This window comes from Hymenobacter nivis, assembly GCF_006439025.1.
GTDB lineage: Bacteria > Bacteroidota > Bacteroidia > Cytophagales > Hymenobacteraceae > Hymenobacter > Hymenobacter nivis_A.
Genome location: NZ_RCYZ01000002.1, coordinates 335,592 through 356,987, shown reverse-complemented (window position 1 = coordinate 356,987; position 21,396 = coordinate 335,592). Strand labels below are relative to the sequence as shown.

The window sequence follows — 21,396 nt, the reverse complement described above, 5'->3', positions numbered from 1 at the left end:
GCCGCCGGCTAGTGGGGCAGCAGAAACAGCGACGCAATAGCCAGCACTAGCGGCACGGTCATCACCAGGGCCCCCAGCTTCAGGAATTGCCAGGCCCCCACTTCGATCTTTTCGCGCCGCAGCGCCACCAGCCACAGAATGGTGGCCAATGAGCCCGTTACGGACAAGTTGGGCCCCAGGTCCACCCCGATCAGCACGGCGCTCTTGACCGTTTCCGACACGTGGGCCGTTTGCAGCACATTGCCGGCAATGAGGCCGGCGGGCAGGTTGTTCAGCACGTTGCAGAGCACGGCCACGCCCATGCCGCTCAGCCAGGTGGCCTTGGCGGCCGACTGCTGGGCGGTGGCGTCGAGCAGGCCCGTGAGCCAGCGGGTGACGCCCGTTTTGTTGAGGGCTTCCACCAGCACAAACAAGCCGGCCACCAGCGGCAGCACCGACCAGGACACGTTTTTCACAATCTCCGCCGGGCTTTTGCGGGCCGTGACGAGCACGATGAGCGCCGTGAGGCCCCCGGTGAGGGCCGTGGGCAGCCCCAGCTCTAGGCCCAGGCCCGACGACACCAGCAGCGCCACGGCCGTGACGCCGATGCCCGCCAGGGCCACCTGGCCGCCGCGCGCCAGGGTTGGAATTTCAATGTCCTCCGCGATGTCGGTGCCCAGCTCGGCCCGCTGGGTGCGCAGCAGCAGGAAGTAGGTGGCCGCGATGGCAATGGCCGACGGGAGGATGTAGCGCGGCAGCCAGGCGAGCAGCGGCGGCATGTGGGCCCCGTAAATCACCAGGTTGGCGGGGTTGGAGATGGGCAGCACGAAGGAGGCCGCGTTGGCGATAAAAGCGCAGATGAACAGGTACGGCAGCGGGTTCTTGACCTTGGCCGCCCGCACCGCGCTGGCCACGGCCGGCGTGAGCACCACCGCCGTGGCGTCGTTGGAGAGGAACGTGGTGACGACCACGCCCACCAGGTACACCAGCAGAAACAGCCGCTGCGCCGAGCCGTGCGAAAGCCGCGTGGCGTGGGCCGCCAGCCAGTCGAAGAGCTTTTCCTCGCGGGCGGTTTCGGCCAGCAGCATCATGCCGGTCAAAAACAGGTACACGTCGAGGCCCTTGGCCACGCCCGCCAGGCCCTCCTGCGGGCTCAGCAGCCGCAGCACCAGCAGCAGCACGGCCCCGCCCGCCGCCCACACAAACTCGGGCACTTTGAAGGGCCGGCTGATGACCAAGCCAATGGAAACGGCCGAAATGGCCCAAATGAGCAGCGTACTGGTTGGCATTAGGAACTCGTTGACGAGGAATTTTTAGGAGATTTTGCGTTGCGGTTGGGGCCCAGCTGGGTGCCCAGGATGCCGTTTTCTTCCCACGCGCCGACGCTGACCGCGTCGCTGCCCACGCCCGGCCGGAGCGGCGGCTGGTAGGGTGCCCGGGCCAGGCGCAGCTGGTGGCGGCCGGGCCGGCCGGTGGCGTCGCGGGCTTCCACGGTGAGGGCGAGGAAGGGCCCGGCCCCCGCGGGGCAGGTGGCCTTGGCCTGCCACACGCCGTGCGCGTCGGGCCGCATGGCCAGCCGGGGCCCGTCGTCGCCGAGCCAGCAGCACACGCTGGCCACGGCGTGGCTGCCGAACACCAGCGCCCGGACGGTGAACTGGGCCCCCACAGCAGGCTGCCCGTGGCGGAGCAAGCGGTAGTCGGCGGGGGCCGTAATCAGCACGAACGGAAAACCGCCGTCCACGGGCTTGAACCGCCAGCTTACTACGCCCTGGTCGAGGCTGACGAGGGAATAGCCCACCGGCCCTTCTTCGATTTGGCCGGTGGAGCGGGTGGCGGCGTACACGGTGGTGCCGTCGTTGGCCAGTTCGTTGTAGTGGGTGTGGCCCATGTCCACGAGGGCCACGTGGTGCTGGGCCAGCAGGGCCGCCAGCTGCTCGCGCTCGGCGGCGTCTTGCAGGTCGGCGGGGTAAGTGTGCATGAACAGCGCCACCTCCGTGCCCGGGGGCACTTGGGCCAGTTGCGCCCTTAGCCAAGCCAGCTGGGGGGCCCCCAGCCGAAAATCGGGGCCGCCCGCGCCGGGGCCGCACACGTCGAGGAACAGGCAGCGCACGCCCTGCACGTCCAGGGCCCTGGGCAGCGGCGCGGCCCCCAGCCCGGCGTAGAACGCGGCCAGGCTGCCGGGCTCCATGTCGTGGTCGCCCGAAATGGCGTGCACGGGCGCGCTGACCAGGCGCAGGGCGGCGGCCACCAGCCGGTACTGCTCGGCCCGGCCGTTGTCGGCCACGTCGCCCGGCAGGTACACGAAATCAAGCAGCCCAGCGCCCTCCACTTCCAGCTGCACCAGCATGGCCAGCAGGTCCAGGTAGTGGCGGGCTTTGGCGTCGGTAATGTGCAGGTCGCCGAGGTGCGCGTACACCAGGGGCTTGCCGGCGCTCGGGGCCGGCGGCAGGGTTTCAGCCATGCGAATAGGATGTGGATGGCCGGCCGCTAAGCAGAACAATGCGCCCCAGTACGAAGCCAACCAGCAAATGGGTGCGGCAGCGGCAATAAGATAAAATGGCGGCCGGTGCCACCCCGCCCTACCGCTGCCCTGCCGCCCCGAAACGCACCGAGCCATTCCGCGTTTGGGCCGGCCGCGCCGGGGCCCCCGCACCAGCCACGCAATTCGGTAAGCTGCTCATTGCCAAATCGTTTTTTCCCTTCCTAACTTATCGGCAGAAATCCCCTTCCACCTTCTTCCTCTATGAAATCAACTTTCTACTTTCGCTGGCTACCGGCAGTACTGCTGTGGCTGGGCTCCGCGCTGGCGGCGCAGGCTTCACACCTTTTAGGCGCGGAAATCACTTACGCGCCGGTGGCCTCCCTCACGCCTGGCACGCCACGCTACCACGTTACGCTCCGGCTGTATGTTGATTTATATCCCGCAGCGGCAAAGCAGCCGATAGCAACTATAACGTTCAGCCGCAACGGCTGCGATGCTATTGGTACCGGCAGCTTTTCCGTTACCATCCCCGTAACGCAAGTGCTGAAAACCTACAGGCAAAGCTGCCCGGGGTACTTGGCATACGCGGTGCAACTCCACGAGACCGACGTGGACCTGCCCCCGGGGCAGTGGACAATGAGCTTTTATGGTGAAAACAGAGCTGGTGGCATCAAAAATTTCTCCAATCCACCCAGCTATAGTTACGGGATCTATTGCAGCGCCTTCCTGAACACCGAGCTGGTGGCCCAAAACAATTCGCCTGTGTTCCTGTCGACGCGCTTGCCGTACGTGGCCAGCGGCCAGGCGGAACGCTACAGCTTCAGCGCGTTCGAAGCCGACGGCGATTCGCTGGTGTACCGCTTCGTGGCGCCGCAGTCAGCCACAGGGCCCCAACATGTGTGCGGTATCGATATTCCGAGCACGCCCTCGCCCCACTTCCAACTTACCGCCGCCACGGGGGCCCTCACGGCCCCGGCAACGGCTACCACCGACGTGGGCCGCTACATCATGGCGGCCCGCGTGGACGAGTACCGGCGGCTGAACGGCAGCTGGCAGCAAATCGGGTGGGTCACGCGCGACGTGAGCTACCTGTTTCTGAACATCGTTAACCAAACCCCCAGCTTTACGGCCCTCACCGTGGGCGGGGCCCCGTTTGCGCAGCCGGTGGACGAGCTCATCCGGGTGCGGGCGGGCCAAACCGTGGTACTGGCCCTCGACGCGGCCGACCCCGACGCGGGCCAAACCCTGAGCTTTACCAGCGACGCCGTGGGTGTGGTGCCCGGCCTGGCTCTGCAGCCCCTGGGGCCCTCCCGCGCCCAGCTCACCTGGCAGGTGCCGGCCGCCCTGCCGCCGGGCCGCTACCGGGTCACCGTGGCCGTGACGGACGACGGCTGCCCCACCGCCAGCGAGGAGCAAACCCTCACTTTCCTCGTAGCGGCGGCTACCCCCCTGGGCACCCGCCCCGCCGGGGAGGCCAAAGCAGCCGCCTTCCCCACGCCGTTTCGCGAGCAGGTGCAGTTCCAGGCCGGGGCCCCGGGGCAAGTGGTCACCGTGGTGGACGAGCTGGGGCGCGTGGTGGCCCAGCTGCGCGCCCAGGCCGACGGCCGCGTGGTGTGGCAGCCCGCCGCCACCCTACCCGCGGGCCTGTACGTGGCCCGCGGGGCCGACGGCCGCCCGCTGGCCCGCCTGCTGCGGGCCCCCGGCACCGACCGCTAACCACCTTGGGGCCGCGCCGCTGGTAGTTCACGGCGGAGTGCACCGGTTATCAAACTACTCACCCTTTTCCTAACGACCGCTTGAAAACGCTCTTGTGTAGTTGCCTGCTGCTGGCCCCGGGGCTGGCCCTCGCCCAAACGTCCTTTCCATTCACCATCAAGGGCAAAATCGGCCACCTGAACGTGCCGGCCAAAATCTACCTCATGCGCGGCACGGAGGTCACGGATTCTGCCACGTTTAAAAACGGGGCATTTGAGCTAAAGGGTACCAGCGACGTACCCCAGGCAGTGGACCTGCTGGTGAAGCGCGACGGCAAGCTGGGCAACGGCATGAACGGGCCCACTAGGCCCCTTCGGTTATTCCTGGAGCCAACCCCAATTGTCATCACCAGCCCCGATTCGATGCAGAACGCCCGCGTCACCGGGGGCCCCGTCGTGGCCGATTACCAGCGGCTACAAGCCGCGCTCAAGCCCGTCTACGACAAGAGGGAAGCGGTCGGGGCCAGGATTCATTCGGCGGAGGTTGCGGCGCGGATGCAAGGCCAGTTTGATGCCCTTAACAAAGAAGAGCAGCAGGTCCAGCAAGATTTTATCAAGGCCAACCCCAACTCCTGGGTGAGCCTGTACGCGCTGACGGGCAGCATGAGGGCCGTGCCCCAGTACGCAGTGGAGGGGCCCCTGTACGAGGCGCTGAGCCCGGCTCTTAAAAACAGCCCGGATGGCCGCCGCTACGGCGCGATGATGCAGGGCCTGAAGGCGGTGGCCATTGGCGCACAGGCCCCCAACTTCTCCCAAAAAACGCCCGACGGCAAGTTGGTATCGCTCGCGGACTACCGGGGCAAGTACGTGCTGGTTGATTTTTGGGCCAGTTGGTGCAAGCCCTGCCGCCAGGAAAACCCGGCCGTAATCAAGATATACGAGGCTTACAAGGGCCGCAATTTTGACATCCTGGGCGTGTCGCTCGACAGCGAGGAGGGCCGCGCGAAGTGGCTGAAAGCCATTCAGGACGACTACTTGCCCTGGACCAATGTATCAGACTTACGCGGCACGGAGAACGCCGCCGCCCAAACCTACCAGGTGAACGCGGTGCCGCAAAACTTCCTCATTGACCCCAACGGCAAAATCGTGGCCACCAACCTGCGCGGCGAGGAGCTGCAAGCAGCGCTGGCGAAGTTTCTCAAGTAGCCGCCGCACCGCGAACCGCAGGGGCCCCAAACGATTCCTGGGCCCCTGCCGGCCCGCGCTGGGGGCCCTACTTGCCGAGCAGCTGGCGGGCAATGTGGGGCAGCGTGGGGCCGGTGAGAGTGGGCGCGGGGGCCAGCGGGTAGGTTTGCTGGCCGGGGCGGGCAATGAAGGCGGCTTGCAGGCCGGCCAGTTGGGCCCCGGCCGTGTCCCAGCCGTGGGCAGCCACCAGCATGGCCTGGGCGGGCGCTACCCGCAGCCGCTCGCAGGCACTGTGGTAAGTATCGGGGTGGGGCTTGTAGCGCCGGAGCGCGTCGATGCTGAGCAGCTGCTCGAAAAAGCCGGTGAGGCCGGCGTAGGCCATCTGCTTCTGCACCGTAGCGTCGGGCGAGTTGGTGAGCGTAATCATCCGAAAGCCTGCCTGTTGCAGCGCCGTGAGGCCCGGGATAATGTCGGGGTGCGGGGGCAGCTCGGCGATGAGGGCGAGCAGCTCCTTTTTGCGCGGGGCCGGGCGAGCGGGCTGGCCCAGGCCCTGGGCCAGCATATCCAGGGCCCCGTCGCCAATCTGCCCGAAGTTGTGGTAGTTGCCGGTCACGGTATCGACCAGCGAGTACTGGAGCAGCAGGGCAAACCACTGCTTGAAGGCCGTTTCGGACTTAAATTCCTGGTTGATGGCTAGTTGCAGCTTGCCCAGGTCGAGCAGGGTTTCGTTAACGTCGAAAATCAGCAGCTGGGGGCGGGCGGGGGTAGCGGGCATGGCGCGGAGGGGAAACGGTAGGGCCGCGGCGGCAGTGGCCAGGGCGAGCGAGGAGAGAACGGAGCGACGAGTGAGCACGCGCCTGCTTACGCAGCCCGGCGGCGCGGAGCTGGCCGGCCTTGCATTTCGGGCAAGAAACACGTTTGGCGCGGGGGCCCCACGGGGGCAGTCCGGCGAATTGCCCGCCGCCAAACGTTCCCGCTGATAAGCGGCCACCCAGGGGCTCACTGAACCTGCGCGCCCCGCAAAAAAGCCCGCCCCGATGACCGGGGCGGGCTTTTTGCACGGGCGCGGGGCCTTGGCTTACAGCGTGAAGTTCACGCGGGCGAAGTAGTAGGCACCGTTGAAGCCGAACTGGTTGGCGCTGTAGAGGAAGCGGCCGCGGTTCGAGTTGTCGAGCGCCGAGCTATAGCTCAGGTTGGGGTCGACGGAGAAGTTGGTGGCGTTGTTGCGCGGGTTCACGATGATCTTGTCGGGGTACACGTTGAACAGGTTGTTCGCACCGATAACGATGCCAATCTGCTTGGTAACCTGGGCATTGAGCGTAAGGTCGGTGATCCACTTGGCCGAGAACGTCTGGTCGAGGAAAGCGCGGGCGGGGTCGGCGTCGGCGGTTTTGATTTCACCGAAGCGCACCGAGCGGGCCTCCACGCCGAAGATGCCATAGGTGTAGGCGGCCGAGAGGGCGATTTTGCTGCGCGGGTTGCCGCTTTCGAGGCGGGTGCGCTGGGCGCGGTCAAACAGCGTGTTTTGCAGGTTGCTGTTGCCAGCGGTCTGGTCGTTGTTCACCGTGGTCGATGAGCTGTTGAAACTCGTCACCGTCGTCTGGTTGAAGTTGGCGGCGGCCGTTAGCAGCAGGCGGCTTTTTTCGCCCAGCGGCAGGCGCTCGTTCAGCACCACGTCGAGGCCCTTGGTGCGGGTGTTCACGGCGTTGGCGAAGAACTGCACCCGGCTGATTTCGCGCGCACCCAGGATTTCGTTCACGATGGGGTTGGTGCGCGTGAACTGCGCCGAGAGCACAATCCGGTCCTTTATGTCAATCAGGTACGCATCGGCTGTGAAGGTGAGGCCCCCGGCTTTGGCGGTGAGGCCCACGCCGTAGTTGGTCGATTTTTCCTGCCGGAGCGGCTCCACGCCGAAGCCCTGCTGGCCGGCGCCGCCGGGCGTGTAGCCGTTGCGCACGATGGGGCTGTCGTTGTTCACGGTGAGCACCTGGTTGGCCACGCCGCTCACAAACTGGGTGCTGGTGTTGCTGAAGTAGCGCTGCTGGAGCGAGGGGGCCCGGAAGCCGTTGCCCAGCGAGCCGCGCAGGGCCACCGCGTCCACGATGCTGTAGCGCAGGCCCAGCTGGCCGCTCACGTTGCCGCCAAAGTCGCTGTAGCGCTCGGCCCGGCCGGCGGCGTGGATGAGCAGCTTCTCGGTGATGTCGCTCTCCAAATCGAGGTAGCCCGCCACGTTGGTGCGGCCCTTATTCACCTCGTCCCGCGGCTGGTAGCCGGGGAACACCTGCGAGCCCGAGGCCGCGGGGCCCCCGTTCACGGTGCGGCCGCCGTTGATGTACGAGGCGTACTCGCCCCGGCCGATCAGGAAGTTGTCGTAGCGAAACTCGCCACCGAAGGCCACGTTGAGGTTGGCCAGGGGCCCCACTTCGATGAAGCGGCGCGAGAAGCCCAGGTTGGTCGTGTTCTGCAAGAAAGCCAGGCGGCCGGCGTAGAAGCTAGTGGGGCTCAAGCCCACCAAGTTGGCGCCCTGCGGCAGTGAGGCGTTCACGGAGCCGTCCACGTTGTAGGCCAGCTCGTTGCGACCAAAGGTGTTGCTCAAATCCACGGCGAAGCCGCCGAAGGTGTTGCGCACGCCCACGATGGCCGACTGGTCATAAATGGTGGTGTTGATGAACGGCAGGAAGCCGTTCGGGAACAGGTTCAGGTCGATTTGGGTGGCCTGGTTGGGCAGGCGGTTGAAGCCGGAGCCGCGGCCGGTGCGGTAGGAGGCGCCGCCCGACACGTACAGTTCGTAGCCCAGGCCCAGACGGTAGCCGCCGTTGAGGAAGCCGCCGAAGTTGCGCGTAGCCGACTGGCCCACGCGCAAGTCGTTGCGGTCGAAGCCATTCTGCGCCACCAGGGCGTCGTCCTGGGCTTTCAGGTCGCGGCGGCTCTGCTCGGTGGTGGCCGAAGCGGGGTAGTTGCCGCCGTTGTTGCCCAGGTAAATGAGGGGGGCCTGGTCGGTGAAGCCGCGGTCGGTGTAGGCGCGGTTCAGGAACTGGCCGCTCAGGTCGAGGAAGCCGCGCTTGTTGAGGCCGATGCCCACGTTGAAATCGACCTGCTCGGTTTTGCCGTCGCTTTGCGTCGTCTGGCCATATAAGGCGCTGCTGCTCACACCAGTCGAGTCGTCTTTCAGCTGAATGTTAATCACGCCCGCAATGGCGTCGGAGCCGTAGAGGGCCGCCGCGCCGTCGCGCAGCACCTCGATGCGCTTGATGCTAGCCGTCGGAATCACGTTCAAATCGGTGCCCACCGAGCCGCGCCCGATGGTGCCGTTGATGTTTACCAGGGCCGAGTTGTGGCGGCGCTTACCGTTCACGAGTACCAGCACCTGGTCGGGTCCCAGGCCGCGCAGGCTGGCGGGGTCCACAAAGTCAGTGCCGTCGGAAATGGACTGGCGCGACGACTGGAACGAGGGCGCGGCGTAGGTCAGCACCTGGCTCACATCGGTCTGGGCAAAGGCCTTAATTTCGCGGGCCGAAATCACGTCCACCGGGGCTGTGGTCAGCACGTTGGAGCGGCCCTCGCTCACGCGCGAGCCAGTCACCACCACGTCGCCCAGGTCGGTAGCCGAAGTCACGAGGCGCACGTCGAGCCGGGTGCGGCCGTTGAGGGCAATCTGCTGCGTGGCAAAGCCGATGGCCTGCACCGTGATGGTGGCCGTGGGGGCCACGCTCAGCGAAAACTCGCCGTTGGTGCCGGTGCCGGTGCCGTTGGTAGTGCCGCGCTCGAGCACGGTGGCGCCGGGCAGGGCCTCGCCCTGGGCCCCCAGCACGCGGCCGGTGACGGTAACGTTCTGGGCGTGCGCGGCCAGGGCCGCAACCGCAAATAGCGGCGTGAGTAAGAGTTTTTTCATGCAGGAAACAGGGAGTTGAAGTAAAAAAGAGGACGCAAGCCAAGCTCAACCACAGCGCCTTGGGAAAAGCTCGGGCCGCAGTATTCCAGCCAATGTAATAAGTATTCTTCCGAAAAGAATAATTATCCAACCAGCGAAAAGCCATGAAGCCCAATGCAGGCCCCAGCGAGCCCCATTGTGGCCCCCTACTGACGCAACGCATTAAACCAAGCCGCGCACAAAAGCGGGCGGCCTTGCCGCAATGTTACCGCAATATTTCCGCAATTTCAGGATGCTGCCCTCTCCAACGGCTACCCTTTGGCGGGCTAGTGCAGCCGGTAGGCCACGCCCAAGCGCAGCGTGCGGGCGTAGGCCTCGCGCACGGGCCCACCCACCAGGCCCGCTTGGGCGTTGGCGAAGCCGTGGGAATAGCTGGCATTGACGCCCACCCGGCCGTACCACGCGGTGGCGTCGGCCCGCAGGCGGCCATCGAGGGGAAAGTGGCTGCCACGGTCGGTGTCCGTGGTCCAGGCCGTGCCGTTGTTGTAGGTGCCGTGGCCTGTTTCGTGGGCCCCGAGCTGGCCGGCCAGCTCGGGGCCCACCAGCACGTCGAGCGCCAGGGGCCCCACCTGGAAGCGGCGGCCCAGCCCCAAAAAGGCTGTCAGGACCTGCGCCCGCAGGTGCGCGCTGCCGGTGGCGGCGTAGGCCGTGTTGGCAGCGCCGTCGTAATAGTAAAGGGTGGTGATGGCCGTGCGGCTCCGCGCCCAATCGTAGCCCAGGTCGAACGCCAGCAGGCCCTGGCGCCGGCCCACCCGCTGCACGCGCCCGCCCAAGGCAAAGCCCGCGCCCAGCCGGCGGCCGTAGGGGTTGTTGGTGTAGCCGCGCTCGGCACCGGCGTAGCTGCTGTAGTTGATGAACGACGTGGCCTCGGTGCCGCTGCCCCGGTACTGGGAGAAGCTGGCCCCGGCCCGGCCAATTAGCTCGAAGTGTTGGGCCGTGGCGGGCGCTGCTACGGCCAGCGCAGCGGCAAATAGTAGGAGTTTTTTCACTGGTACGCGGGCGTTAGGTAGAAAGCTGGTGGAACACAACAGGTTCAAGATACTCGCTGCTCCCCAAAGCGTTGCACCGGTGCCCCGCCTACTTCAGCAGCCGCTGCACCACGGGCAGCGCCTGCTGGGCCCAGCGCTGCATTTGGGGCCCCGCGTAGTGCAGGCCGTCCTTCACAAACTGGCTGGCGTCGCCGGCGGCGCTCCGGGTAGTGGGCGTGATGTCGACGAAAGCCACGCGGGCCCGGCGGCACTCCTCTTGGGCCACTTCGTTGAACTCGTCGATTTGGCTGGCAATCAAGGTGGCGTCGCGGTTGTGGGCGAAGGGCGACAGGCCCCAATCGGGGATGCTGAGCACCACCACCCGCCCCGGCCGGCCGCCGGCAAACTGCACCGCCGTGGCCAGCAGCTGCCGAAACTCGGTGCGGTACAGGGCCGGGCTCTGGCCGCGGTACTGGTTGTTCACGCCAATCAGCAGCGACACCAGGCCGTAGTCGGTGCGGTGGTTGCCGCTGGCCACAATGGCGGCTTGCAGCTCGGCGGTGGTCCAACCGGTGCGGGCGATGAAGTCGGGGGCCTGCACGCCCAGCCCGGCTTGCTGCGCCATGCCGGCCAGCTGCACGGGCCAGCGGTCGGCCTCATCGGCGCCTTCGCCAATGGTGTACGAATCGCCGAGGGCCAGGCACGCAACGGGCACGGCCGGGGCCGTACGGGCGGGGTTGTTCATAGGGGCAACGGCGGAATTGACAGCGCAGGAAAGCAGAAAAAAAGCGAGCAGCAACGGCAAAAAGCGCATGACAACAGGGGATAAACGGCCAGGGGCCCCAACCTACGTTGCGCGCAGTCGATTGGGTTGGGCCGGCCGCGGTGGGGCCTCCGCTTGGCCCAGGCCATCGGCCGGGGCCCCGGGGCCCCCAGGTTAGTGTACGTGGCGACCCGTGCCACCAAGCTGTGCCGGCACGGGTCGCTACTACCCTAGCCGATGGCCTGGGCCAAGTCCTCAATCAGGTCCTCGGCGTCCTCGATGCCCACGCTCAGGCGAATGAGCGAGTCGCTCAGGCCGGCCTTGCGGCGCTGCTCGGGCGGGATGCTGGCGTGCGTCATGGTGGCGGGGTGGCCGCTGAGGCTTTCCACGCCGCCCAAGCTTTCGGCCAGCGTGAAGAGCTGGAACTTCTCGAGCACGGCAATGGCGTCCTCCTTCTTATCACCCTTCAGCACGAACGAAATCATGCCCCCGAAGTCGCGCATCTGCTTCGCGGCCACAGCGTGGTTGGGGTGGGTTTCGAAGCCGGGCCAGAATACGTGCTCCACCTTGGGGTGCTGGCGCAGGTACTCGGCCACGGCGCGGCCGTTTTCGCAGTGGCGCTGCATGCGCAGGTGCAGGGTTTTGAGGCCGCGCAGCACCAGGAAGCAATCCTGGGGCCCCGGGGTGCCGCCGCAGGCGTTCTGGTAGAAGCTCAGGCGCTCAAGCAGCTCGTCGCCGTTGAACACCAGGGCCCCCATCACCACGTCGGAGTGCCCGCCCATATACTTGGTGAGCGAGTACACCACAATGTCGGCGCCCAGCGCCAGCGGCTCTTGCAGGTAGGGAGTGCTGAAAGTGTTGTCCACGGCCAGCAGGGCCCCAGCTTCCTTGGCAATGGCCGCCGTGCCCGCAATGTCGATGATGTTGAGCAGCGGGTTGGTGGGCGTTTCCACCCAGATGAGCTTGGTTTTGGCGGTCACCTTCTCGCGCACGGTGGCCAGGTCGCGCATCGGCACGAAGTGAAAAACGATGCCCAGCGGCTCGTATACCTTGGTCATGATGCGGTAGGAGCCACCGTAAAGGTCGTCGGTCGAAATTACCTCGTCGCCGGGCTTCAGCAGGCGCAGCACGCAGTCGATGGCCGCCATGCCCGAGGCAAAGGCCAGGCCGTGCTGGCCCCCGTCGAGGGCGGCCAGGGCGTCCTGCAGCTGGGTGCGGGTGGGGTTATGAGTGCGCGAGTACTCGAAGCCTTTGTTGACGCCGGGCGAGGATTGGGCGTAGGTCGAGGTCTGGTAAATAGGCGTCATAATGGCCCCGGTGGCGGGGTCGGGGTGCACGCCGGCGTGGATGGCTTTGGTGGCGAATTTCATGGGTGGGGGCAAACAAGTAGGTGGGGCACAAAGGTGGGGCCGGGCCGGCCTTTTGGCGCCGGGCGCGTACCGGGGTCCCGGCCGCCCCCACAACTGCCCCTTTCTCCAATGCATTCCGCCGCGCACGAAAAAACGGCGGTGCGTGGGGCCCCGGGCCACCCGGCACTTTTGGCCCGCGCCAGGCGCGCCGTTCGGCCGCGCGCCGCCCGGCCCCGTAAAACGCCCCACCCCCGCCCCGGCTTTCGGCGGCGGGGCGGGCCGTTTCTTTGGGGCCCCGGCTGCCCCCCTTTCCCCCCGTTGATGGCTTTTTTGCGCGCCCTTTTTCAGAAGAATTTCTCCACCCTGCTCACCATGTTCCTGCTGGTGGCCGTGCCGCTGCTGGGCTCATCGGCAGTGGCCGCGCTGCTCTACCAGCACCAGCACCTGCTGGAGGGGCTGCGCTGGGGCCCCGCGCTGCTGTATTTCGCCCTCACGGCCGTCACGATGGCGTTTGCCCTCACGCCCACCACGTTCGTGGCCATTGCCACGGGCTACTACTTTGGCTGGGCGGGGCTGCCGGGCATGGTGGCGGCCTACGCCGTGGCCGCCGCCATCGGCTACGAGCTGGCCCTGCGCCTCGACCACGGCAAGCTGCGCCAGTTCCTGCATCTGTTTCCCAAAGCTGGGGCCGTGGTCGACCAACTCCAAACCCAGAGCTGGTCGCTCATCATCCTCACGCGCCTCTCGCCGGTGCTGCCCTTTGCCCTCATGACGTTTGTACTGGCGATGGTGGGCGTGCCGCGCCGCCGCTTCCTGGCCGCCTCGGTGGCGGGCATGCTGCCGCGCAGCTTATTTTTCTACTGGCTCGGCACCCAGGCATCCGACGTGCTGGCCCTGCTCCGCAACCCCGACCAGGGGGCCCTGAGCAAGCTCGTGCTGGTGGGCCTGGTGGCGGCCTCGCTGTTCGGCCTGTTTTTCGTGTTCAACCGGGCCCTGAAGCGCGGCCTGGAGGGCAATGCGGCCCCTGGCGCAAAAATCTCACCCTGATAATGAACGGGTTTGCCCCGGCACAGCAAAAAAAGCGGGGCCAAAGTTGTGGGGGCCCAAAAAGTCTCCCTACCTTTGTGCTCCCAACAGGGGAAATGGTTGTGTAGCTCAATTGGATAGAGCATCTGACTACGAATCAGAAGGTTTAAGGTTCGACTCCTTACACGACCACGAAAAAGGCCCTCGGCGCACTGCTGAGGGCCTTTTTTTGTGAATTTAGGTTACGCCAGGCCGCCGCTTCGTGGGGGGCCCCGTGCGTACCTTTGCCCGGCGCAACGGCCCTACCGCCGCCGCGCCCCGTTCCCAATGCTGCACCCACTTTGGCGCGCGCTGCGCACACTCCCGTTTTTTTGAAAGGCCCTCGGCATTGCGCCAAGGGCCTTTTTTTATGCGCCAATCGCTAGGATTTATGCTTGATTAAATAGTTTCTCGGTCCCGCCCACCCTATCCTGCGCTCTTTCCAACCCCTTCCGTTTCCATCAAATACCACTTATCTACCAACCCGTTAGCTTTATGAAAACGCTATTATTCCTCCTGACGCTGACGCTGACCGCGCCGGCCGTGCGCGCCCAGGATCCACCCACGCTGCCTGTTGACCCCACCACGCACTTGGTAGCTTACTCCGCCGTGGTCGACATCCCCGGGGCCACCGAAAGCGAGCTGTACCGCAGGGCCCGGGCCTGGGCCTTGCGCCGCTACAAAGGCGACGCCGCTGTGCTGCAAGTGCAGGATGCGGCCACCGGTAAAATCATCGTCAAGGGCCGCACCCAAGCCTTGGTGAACGGCCGCAACTGCGGCCCCGTGGGCCACGTGCTCAGCATCCGCGTCCTCAAAGGCGGGCAGTACCAGTACCACGTCACCAACTTCGTGCACACCAACGCTACGCCCACCGGCGACTACGGCATGGGGCCCTTCGAGCGCGACAAACCGCACCTGGCTTCGGCCTACACCGATGAAGTGACAGACGCCCTCATCCAAAAGACCTGGGACCTGCTGCGCGTCAACACCGACGACGAAATCAAGACCATGCTCGGCTACTTGCAGGCGGCCATGACGGACACCACGCAGGACGCCAAGCTGTAGCCCCGCCGCGGCCGGGGCCTACGCGGCGCGGTGCATATGCTCCCACAAGGCCCATACAAATCCTGCCGCCGCCGCGAAGGCCATCAGAATGTACACGATGCGGGTTTGGCGGGGAGCAATTTCGTCGCGTTTCATAAGGTGGTCCGTTGGTAACCAGACTTCAACGGCCCGCTTGGGGCCCCGGTTGTTACCCCCAGGTTATCATTTGCCAATGGAGCCGATTTTGGGCTGAATCTGGATAATGAAGCGCTTATTCTTCGCTTCCTCGGCCCCGGTGTAGCGGCCGGCGCCGCGGAAGCCGCTGCCGGCCGCCACCACCTCTAGGTTGGCCGGGAATTGCAAGCCGGCTTGCTCCCAGAGCCGCAGCACGGCCAGGGCCCGGCTGTAGCTGAGCTGGCGCACGGCGGGCCCGTCGAGGTTGTGCGGGTCGGTGGCGGGGTAGCGCAAGTCCTTGGCGGCGCGGCCCTCCACCACGATGAGGTACTGCACGTTATCCTGCTTGTTCAGGCTCTGCATTTGGCGCAGCAGGAAGCGCCCGGCCTGCACCAGGGGGCCCTGGGCGGCGGCGGGCAGCACGTCGCTCTTGGGCGCGAAGGTCACTTCCGAGTTCAACTCGTAGCGCTTGTAGCGCTGATTGTACGTGAAGTAGCTGCTCTCCAGCCGCTTCAGGGCATCCTTGATTTCGTCGAGCTTGCGCTTTTCCTGCACCTGCACCTTCAGTTCGGCAATTAGGTTTTCGTTGGTGCGCTGCTTGTCCTGGAAGCGCTTGTAGCTGAGCACAAACAGCACCAGCATTACCAGGAACAGGGCCGTCATCAGGTCCACGTAGCTGGGCCAGAAGAAGTCTTTGCGGTCCTGGTTCATCTACTTCTTGTTCAGGCCCAGTGCTTTCTGGAGCCAGCTGCGCTGGGTGAGCTGCTCGAGCACGGCGTTGGTGCGCGTGACCTGGAAGAGCAGCTGCTGCTGCAAGGCCGTGTCGGCGTCGAGGCGCTGCTGCAGGGCTTGGATGGCCTGGGCGGTTTGCTGGGCCTGGCGCTCCTGCAGCTGGTTGAGGGCCTGCTGCTGGGCCGGCAGCTGGCTGAACGGGTTGAGGTACTCGACGATGCGCTGGTAAATGTTGTCGGCCTTGAGCGTGTCGAAGCGGCGCTGCCACTCGGCTTGGGCATTCTCGGCATCGGCGTTGAAGTGGGCCAGGCGCGTGGTCATCATGCCCGTGAGCTGGCGGCTGGCCTTGTCGAAGTACTGCTCCGTGTCGGCGCCCATGCGGTCCATGCGCTCCTGGCTCTGGTTGAAAAACCGGAACTGGCGGTCCACCGTGTCGTTGTGCTGCTGGAGCATGGCCGGCACCTGGTTGAGGCCGGTTTCCAGGCCCGTGAGGCGGCTCAGCAGGCTTTCGACCTTGCGCACCACATCGCCCCCGGCGGCCAGGGTAGCGTTCAATTTCTCCTGGTACACCAAGAAGTCCTCGAACATGTGGGCGCTGCGATCCATGCGGTCGAACACGGCCACCGAGGCGTTGGCCATCTCGGTGAACCCGATGCCTTGCAACCGCTCTAAAAACCGGCGCTGCACCTCCGTGCTGCTGATAATCTGGTCGATGAGCGGCCGCAGCTGCTCAAACGCCGGCCCGATGGACTGGATGTCGTTGACGAACTTGACGTTGAAGCTGTCCAGCACCGTCTTGAGGGTGCTCAGGCTGCCGGCCATGTCGGAGTGCAAAATCGGCAGCAGCTCCACCTGCAAAAACGAGTAGTAATCGTTGCGCAGCCGCTCGGCTTGGCGGCGGGCTTCGCGGTACAGCGCGTTGCCCCACAGCGTGAGGCCCAGCCCGCACAAGCTGCCCACCATAGCCACCGTGATGCCCCGTAGGAAGCCCGCAATAGCCACGTCGTCAAACTTGCCGTCGCCCAGCACGAGGCTCACCAGGCCCAAAATGGCGCCGCCGAACGTGCCCATCAGCCCGATGTAGAGCGGCAGCGAGGTGGTGGACTGAATTTCGCCGTCCAGGGCCCCCACGCGGCGCTCGGTCAGGTCTTGCAGGATGTTGAAGTCGGCCGTGCCCTTGTTTTTGAGCAGGTACACGTTGGTGTTGGCCAGCACTTCGGCAAACTCCGGCGAGGGCGCCGTGCTGGCCACTGTGTCCACCTCGCGGTGCGTCGCCGGGTCGCTCACCTTGGTGAGAAACAGGGCCCCGGGTCCCGGGAACAGTTTTTCCAGGCGGCCAATTTGGGCGCGGGCCCCCAGGAAGGCCCGCACTTGCAAGCCAATCAGCAGCACGATGGCCAGGGCCTCAATGAGTAGCAGCATAAGCTAAAATCGTTGCGCTGGGCGCCGCGCGGCCACTGGGTAAGGTTCCAGTGGCCGCGCGGCGCCCAGCGCAACAGTTGAAATTAAGCGAAGTGAATGCGCGCCTTGCGGACGATTTCCCAGTCGTCGCCGTCGACGCGGCGGAGCAGGCCGGGGGCCTCCGTCACGATGCGCGAAGCGGCGCCCTGGGGCAAGTTAAACTCGCAGGCCGGTTCCAGCACGTCGGCGTAGGAACTGATGTGCCGCGGGTGCGACACCGGGTCGGGGTTCACTTGGAACGTGGTTTCGTCGGGCCGCGCCGGGTCCCAGGTCAGCTCATAGATGCTGTTGTGGGCCGGCTGCCCCTGCAGCACGTTGCGCCGAAACCGTCCGTTCACTGGCGCTGAACTGACGTAGGCGCGCCGGGGCCCCACTGGCGCGGGCGGGGCCGGGGCGGCGGGTTGCTCGGCGGACACTTCCGGCACTACGGCTTCGGGCTCAGCAAGGGCCACTGGCGCCCCTACCGGGGCTTCGGGTGGCGGTACGGCAGTGGAGGCCACTTTGGGACGGGGCGCGTTGACTGCCTGTTTTGGGCGGTTTGCCGCGGCGCTGGCCATTGGCGCAGCGGGGGCTGGGGCGGCGGGGCTTGCGGCCGGCCGGTTTTGGTCGGCCAGGGCCCTGGCTATCATCTTCTGTACTTCCTTGAACTGGCCAGGCGTCAGCTCATCGGTCGCGCCGGCCAGGCGGGTGGTATTGCTGCTCGCCACGCTGCCCGACGATGCGCGGTGCCGGTGCTTGGGCCGGGTCATAATCAGAAATACGACCCCGATCAAACTCAGGGCAGACAACGCCAGGGCCCACTCGCTCCAGTCGCGGCTCGGCACGGGCTGGGCTGCGGCCGCTGGGGCCCCTACCTCCTGCCCCGCCGATTCCTGCGCCGGCGCGTTAGCCACCGGCGCGGGGCTCTCAATGCCTTGGGCCAGGGCCCCGGAGCCGCTGGCCAGCAGCGCTGCGCAGGCTGTTACGCGGGCCGCGCGGCCACCAAAATCAAGCAGTTTGTGCAGCATAGTGGCGTTCGTAAAGGCGTTGGGTGAGCTTAGGCAGGGCGTCGCGGAAGGCGAAGAAGAACAGCGTCTCGCCAATGGCCGTCGTTTCCTTGGCCGTGTTGGCGGAGAGCTGGTTGAAGCCCGCATTGAGGCTGTCGCCCATCTCCTGGCGGAAAAACTCGCTCAGGAAATCGGCGTCAAACTCCACGTTTAGGCGCGGCAGCAGCTCTTCCACGTCAGGGTCGTTGGCCAGGAAGTCGATGAGGCGCTGGGCGTTCACGAGCACCCCGTCGCGCCCCTCGCGAGCCTGGGCCAGGTTGGGCTGGGCGGCGCGGCCGGTAAGCACCGGCGCGGGCGCCACGGCCGGGGCCCCAGCGGCTTCGGCGGCGTCATCCGACGGCTCCTTGGGGAAGGTATCACCGATGATGGCGGTGGCCTTCATGTTCTCCATCAGGTCCTGCAGGGCCAGATGCTCGCCCTGCTGGGTGGCGAAGAGGCGGGCCCCGCCGTTGGCGGTAGCTTCCTTGGGGTCGGTGGCCACGGTGAGGCGGAAGTCGGCGGGCACGGGCTGGCCGGTGGCAAACGCCAGCACCAGCCGCGCCAGCTTGGTGGCCGTGGGCTGGCCGGGGCGGAAATCGAGCAGCTTGATGTACGTGCTGCCCTTGCCGCTGAAGCTGAGGTGGCGCGGCAACGGGCTGAGGCCCTGGGCCTGGGCCGCCTGCCCCACGTGGTACACAATGGCCGCAAAGTGCAGCAGCAGCACCACGCGCAGGTGCTGGGCCAGGATGATTTTCTCGCTGAACCGCAGCTGGTCGTCGAACCCAAACAGCAGGCTCACCACGTCGGAGGCGTAGAAGTCCGGATTCTTCATGGCCTTCTCGAACGCATTGCGGGCCTTTTGGAAAGCGTCCTTGTTCGTTTCGTCGGGCACCATTTTGCCCACCAGCGCATCTTGGTAGCGCAGGAAGCCATTCAGGCGACCGCCGCGGGTTTGGCGGGAGCCGTCGCTCCACAGCACGTCGCCGGCAAAGCGGAACGAGCTGATGGCGGCCGGTTTTTCGCCCCGCACAAACAGCACGTCGGTGGTGCCGCCGCCGATGTCCACGTTCACGGCATTCACGCCGTCGCGCGGCTCGATGGCGCCCTGCTTCACCAAGTCGAGGTACGGGGCCAGCGACTCGCTCAGCACCCGCGGCGGGAACTGCTGGCGCTCACCGAACACCCACTTGTACTCCTCGGCCCAGGTATTTTCGAACACCAGTTGGGCAGCGGCGTTCATGCTCAACGGCCGGAACCACACCACTTGGGTCTTGCTCACGTCGCCGTTGTTGAGGGCCGTTTTGTGCTTGATGAGCAGCAGCAACTCGCGCAGGAAAGCCCGCACGCGGCGCTGACCGGCCTCGTTGTCAGCCCCGCTGGTTTCCCACTTTAGGTTGGTGCGGTAGTGGCCCACGGAGCCGTTCAGCTCGTCGCGGTTGATATTGAAACCGATATTGACGTTGCCGAACAGCTGGGTGATCTGGCCCGCAAAAATGGGCGTTTCGCAGGTGGCCGTTCGGATTGGAAAGGCGTAATCGGCGCCCGGCGTACCAATGAAGGCGGGCACGAACTCGCGGTTTTGCACCGTGCGGGCGTAGGCCAAGCTGCCGAAGCTGTTGCTGTAGCGCTCGGGCAGGGCGTTGGCGCGCTTCAGCGGCTGGTTCAGCGTCACCACTTGCAGCTCGTCCTCGGTGGCGATGCTGAAGGGCTCGGGCGTGGTGTCGGCGCCGCGCATCAGGGCCACGTGGCTGTTGGTGGTGCCAAAATCGACGGCGAACGTGAAGTTGGCCGGGCCGCTGGCCACCGGCTTCCAAAGGGGCACCACCACGTTGCGCACCGTGCGGAAGGGCGTGCCGGGCGCATCGGGCAGCGGGCATTCCAGCTCCACGAAGTCAAACGGCGCCTGCCGCAACTGGTAGTAGATGCTGGCCGCCCCGAACGGGTTGCGGGCCACGCGCACCTGCTTTTCGGCCTGGCGGGGGCCCTGCGCGTCGTGGAAATGCAAGTCGGCCAGCGACGAGCCGGAGTTGTCGTCCACCAGCATCACCTCGTAGGTGTTGTTGATTTCAGCCCGCTCGTGCTTGTAGAACGGGAACACGCCCAGGTTCACCAGCGTCTCCACCAGGAAGCCGTTTTCGGGGCGCTGGCTCACGGCGCTGGGCAGCTTGCGGTAGTAATGGCGCTCGTACACCACGGGCTGGCCGTTTTGCACGGGCACGGTCAGCGTCACGGTCACGTAGTTCATTTCCACCGTGAACTGTACCAGGCGGTTCACGTCTTCGGGGGTGAAGAAGGTGAAAAACTGCTTTTTCAGCGGCAGCAGAAACGGAAACTGCAGGTCAGCGTCCGTATCAAAATCGGTGTACTGGTACGCCTTCCGGGCCCCCGGCTTGTAAATGACAGGCTGGCGGCCGGCGGCAAATTTGTCGCGGTTCAGGCCGTAGGGCAGCTCCACGAGGAAGTCTTCCAGCAGGTCGTTCACCGTCAGGTACGGGTAGGTGATGCCCAGCGCGGGCAGCACGCGGGCCGCCAGGTTGGGCTCGGCGTCGGCCCAGCCAATTTGGGCCCCCATGCCGGCCGCGCCGCGGGTGCCGCCGTAGTAGTTGCTGCCCGTCAGGTCGAGGTCGGGCTTGAGCACGAGCGGCGCGGGGCCCTCCAGCACCCGCGTGGCGGCGATGAACCAGTCGCTGGTGCCGGGCTTCTGCGAGGTGCGCGCCTGGTACAGCTCGGCGCCCTTGATGCGCACCGTGCCGCCCTCGTAGATCAGCGGCTCGTAGTCGGCTAAGAACTCGGTGGGGTTGAGGTTCTGGCCGGCCACGTCGTTCACGCGCTGCCGGTCGGTGTCCTGCAAGTACTTGAAGAAACTGTTGGCGAACGTCTTGTCGCGCAGGTTCTTGTTCACGTCGAACCAGCCGTACAGAAACTTCTGGAACTCGGGGGCCCTGCTGGCCAGTGGCACAATGGCCTGGTCGAAGTAGCGCCCGGTGCCATTCACCCGCTGAATGTCCAGCGCCCGCAGCCCCTGCCGCGCAAACACCAGTGTAAACGGCGAGGTGAGGCCCAGCAGCTCGCGCCGCCCGCTACCGCGCGCTTCCCCAAAAATCAGGAACAGCGTTTCGACGCCCGCAAACTGCGGGTCGTTCAGGTACAGGCCCAGCGTGCGGCCCATCAGGCGGGTGGCCTCGTTGCTTTGCAGGGCCCTAAGTTGGTCGTCTTTGTGCCAGGGCAGCAGCGTAAGGCTGTAGTTGGCAAACTGTTGGCGGAAGAACAACAGCTCCAGCAGGTCCAGGCAGTGCGTCACCAGGTGATGGTACACGGACGTGCCGTTGGGCTCGTGGCGCACAAACTCGAACGCCTCGGCCAGCAAGTGCAACTGCCCAAAAGGCGTCGGAATCGACGTGCTGGTGACGTGCGCCGAACCGCCGTCGGGGTCGGCAATGGTCTTAATTTGGTTGTCGCTCAAGCGGTCGGACTGCTGCCAGCCACGAAGCAACGATTTGCCCTGCTGGTGCAGGCGGAGGATGGTGCTCATAACGTTATCGAT

General features: G+C 65.8%; 15 protein-coding genes and 1 tRNA gene. 5 read left to right on the top strand and 11 right to left on the bottom strand.

Features of this window, described 5'->3' with window-relative positions; all coding sequences use genetic code 11:
* Positions 1-8: 8 nt before the first annotated feature.
* Together EAH73_RS06005 and EAH73_RS06000 are read right to left on the bottom strand one after the other, a co-directional pair.
* Positions 9-1,268, bottom strand: a complete 1,260-nt coding sequence (locus EAH73_RS06005) for an arsenic transporter (protein ID WP_140465582.1) — start codon at positions 1,266-1,268, stop codon at positions 9-11.
* On the bottom strand, positions 1,268-2,440 hold the full coding sequence (locus tag EAH73_RS06000; protein WP_140465581.1) for a metallophosphoesterase family protein: 1,173 nt from the start codon (positions 2,438-2,440) through the stop codon (positions 1,268-1,270). The genes EAH73_RS06005 and EAH73_RS06000 overlap by 1 nt, the downstream gene beginning before the upstream one ends.
* 282 nt (positions 2,441-2,722) lie before the next feature.
* On the opposite strand from EAH73_RS06000, the gene EAH73_RS05995 reads away from it, so the two are divergent.
* A complete protein-coding gene (locus EAH73_RS05995) occupies positions 2,723-4,177 on the top strand; it encodes a hypothetical protein (RefSeq protein ID WP_140465580.1) in 1,455 nt (484 codons plus the stop codon).
* Between the two features lie 80 nt (positions 4,178-4,257).
* The gene (locus EAH73_RS05990) at positions 4,258-5,361 is read left to right on the top strand and encodes a TlpA disulfide reductase family protein (protein ID WP_140465579.1); all 1,104 of its coding nucleotides are present in this window, start codon (positions 4,258-4,260) and stop codon (positions 5,359-5,361) included.
* 67 nt (positions 5,362-5,428) lie between these two features.
* Here EAH73_RS05990 and EAH73_RS05985 read toward each other — a convergent pair whose 3' ends face one another.
* The 5 genes from EAH73_RS05985 to EAH73_RS05965 all read right to left on the bottom strand — a co-directional run bounded on the left by EAH73_RS05985 (position 5,429) and on the right by EAH73_RS05965 (position 12,372).
* The gene (locus tag EAH73_RS05985; RefSeq protein WP_140465578.1) at positions 5,429-6,115 is read right to left on the bottom strand and encodes a haloacid dehalogenase type II; all 687 of its coding nucleotides are present in this window, start codon (positions 6,113-6,115) and stop codon (positions 5,429-5,431) included.
* Between the two features lie 303 nt (positions 6,116-6,418).
* On the bottom strand, positions 6,419-9,232 hold the full coding sequence (locus EAH73_RS05980; protein ID WP_140465577.1) for a TonB-dependent receptor domain-containing protein: 2,814 nt from the start codon (positions 9,230-9,232) through the stop codon (positions 6,419-6,421).
* A gap of 305 nt (positions 9,233-9,537) precedes the next feature.
* Positions 9,538-10,260: a hypothetical protein gene (locus tag EAH73_RS05975; RefSeq protein ID WP_140465576.1), complete on the bottom strand. Its 723-nt coding sequence runs from the start codon at positions 10,258-10,260 to the stop codon at positions 9,538-9,540.
* Between the two features lie 88 nt (positions 10,261-10,348).
* Complete coding sequence (locus tag EAH73_RS05970; RefSeq protein WP_240047158.1) at positions 10,349-10,984, bottom strand: SGNH/GDSL hydrolase family protein; 636 nt, start codon at positions 10,982-10,984, stop codon at positions 10,349-10,351.
* 248 nt (positions 10,985-11,232) lie between these two features.
* The gene (locus tag EAH73_RS05965; RefSeq protein WP_140465574.1) at positions 11,233-12,372 is read right to left on the bottom strand and encodes a cystathionine gamma-synthase; all 1,140 of its coding nucleotides are present in this window, start codon (positions 12,370-12,372) and stop codon (positions 11,233-11,235) included.
* 300 nt (positions 12,373-12,672) lie between these two features.
* Here EAH73_RS05965 and EAH73_RS05960 point away from each other — a divergent pair, with 300 nt between their 5' ends.
* From EAH73_RS05960 to EAH73_RS05950, 3 genes are all read left to right on the top strand, one after another.
* Positions 12,673-13,398, top strand: a complete 726-nt coding sequence (locus EAH73_RS05960; RefSeq protein WP_140465573.1) for a TVP38/TMEM64 family protein — start codon at positions 12,673-12,675, stop codon at positions 13,396-13,398.
* Positions 13,399-13,495: 97 nt separating this feature from the next.
* A tRNA-Arg gene (locus EAH73_RS05955) sits at positions 13,496-13,569 on the top strand.
* A 342-nt stretch (positions 13,570-13,911) separates the two neighbouring features.
* Positions 13,912-14,481 carry a DUF4468 domain-containing protein gene (locus EAH73_RS05950; protein WP_140465572.1) on the top strand — a complete coding sequence of 190 codons (570 nt, stop codon included), beginning with the start codon at positions 13,912-13,914 and terminating at the stop codon, positions 14,479-14,481.
* A gap of 201 nt (positions 14,482-14,682) precedes the next feature.
* Here EAH73_RS05950 and EAH73_RS05945 read toward each other — a convergent pair whose 3' ends face one another.
* From EAH73_RS05945 to EAH73_RS05930, 4 genes are all read right to left on the bottom strand, one after another.
* Positions 14,683-15,345: a hypothetical protein gene (locus EAH73_RS05945; RefSeq protein WP_070744870.1), complete on the bottom strand. Its 663-nt coding sequence runs from the start codon at positions 15,343-15,345 to the stop codon at positions 14,683-14,685.
* Positions 15,346-16,788, bottom strand: coding sequence for a hypothetical protein (locus EAH73_RS05940; protein WP_140465571.1), 1,443 nt, complete (start codon positions 16,786-16,788; stop codon positions 15,346-15,348).
* An 83-nt stretch (positions 16,789-16,871) separates the two neighbouring features.
* Positions 16,872-17,834: a hypothetical protein gene (locus tag EAH73_RS05935; RefSeq protein WP_140465570.1), complete on the bottom strand. Its 963-nt coding sequence runs from the start codon at positions 17,832-17,834 to the stop codon at positions 16,872-16,874.
* Entirely contained in the window at positions 17,815-21,384 is a 3,570-nt protein-coding gene (locus tag EAH73_RS05930) for a hypothetical protein (protein ID WP_140465569.1), read from the bottom strand. Before EAH73_RS05930 ends, EAH73_RS05935 begins: the two co-directional genes overlap by 20 nt.
* Positions 21,385-21,396: the final 12 nt, after the last annotated feature.

Bases quoted from the DNA above. Each gene is read 5' to 3' on its own strand.
- EAH73_RS06005 (WP_140465582.1), bottom strand. From the start codon at position 1,268: ATGCCAACCAGTACGCTGCTCATTTGGGCCATTTCGGCCGTTTCCATT.
- EAH73_RS06000 (WP_140465581.1), bottom strand. From the start codon at position 2,440: ATGGCTGAAACCCTGCCGCCGGCCCCGAGCGCCGGCAAGCCCCTGGTG.
- EAH73_RS05940 (WP_140465571.1), bottom strand. From the start codon at position 16,788: ATGCTGCTACTCATTGAGGCCCTGGCCATCGTGCTGCTGATTGGCTTG.
- EAH73_RS05995 (WP_140465580.1), top strand. From the start codon at position 2,723: ATGAAATCAACTTTCTACTTTCGCTGGCTACCGGCAGTACTGCTGTGG.
- EAH73_RS05930 (WP_140465569.1), bottom strand. From the start codon at position 21,384: ATGAGCACCATCCTCCGCCTGCACCAGCAGGGCAAATCGTTGCTTCGT.
- EAH73_RS05950 (WP_140465572.1), top strand. From the start codon at position 13,912: ATGAAAACGCTATTATTCCTCCTGACGCTGACGCTGACCGCGCCGGCC.
- EAH73_RS05960 (WP_140465573.1), top strand. From the start codon at position 12,673: ATGGCTTTTTTGCGCGCCCTTTTTCAGAAGAATTTCTCCACCCTGCTC.
- EAH73_RS05945 (WP_070744870.1), bottom strand. From the start codon at position 15,345: ATGAACCAGGACCGCAAAGACTTCTTCTGGCCCAGCTACGTGGACCTG.
- EAH73_RS05985 (WP_140465578.1), bottom strand. From the start codon at position 6,115: ATGCCCGCTACCCCCGCCCGCCCCCAGCTGCTGATTTTCGACGTTAAC.
- EAH73_RS05965 (WP_140465574.1), bottom strand. From the start codon at position 12,372: ATGAAATTCGCCACCAAAGCCATCCACGCCGGCGTGCACCCCGACCCC.
- EAH73_RS05935 (WP_140465570.1), bottom strand. From the start codon at position 17,834: ATGCTGCACAAACTGCTTGATTTTGGTGGCCGCGCGGCCCGCGTAACA.
- EAH73_RS05980 (WP_140465577.1), bottom strand. From the start codon at position 9,232: ATGAAAAAACTCTTACTCACGCCGCTATTTGCGGTTGCGGCCCTGGCC.
- EAH73_RS05970 (WP_240047158.1), bottom strand. From the start codon at position 10,984: ATGAACAACCCCGCCCGTACGGCCCCGGCCGTGCCCGTTGCGTGCCTG.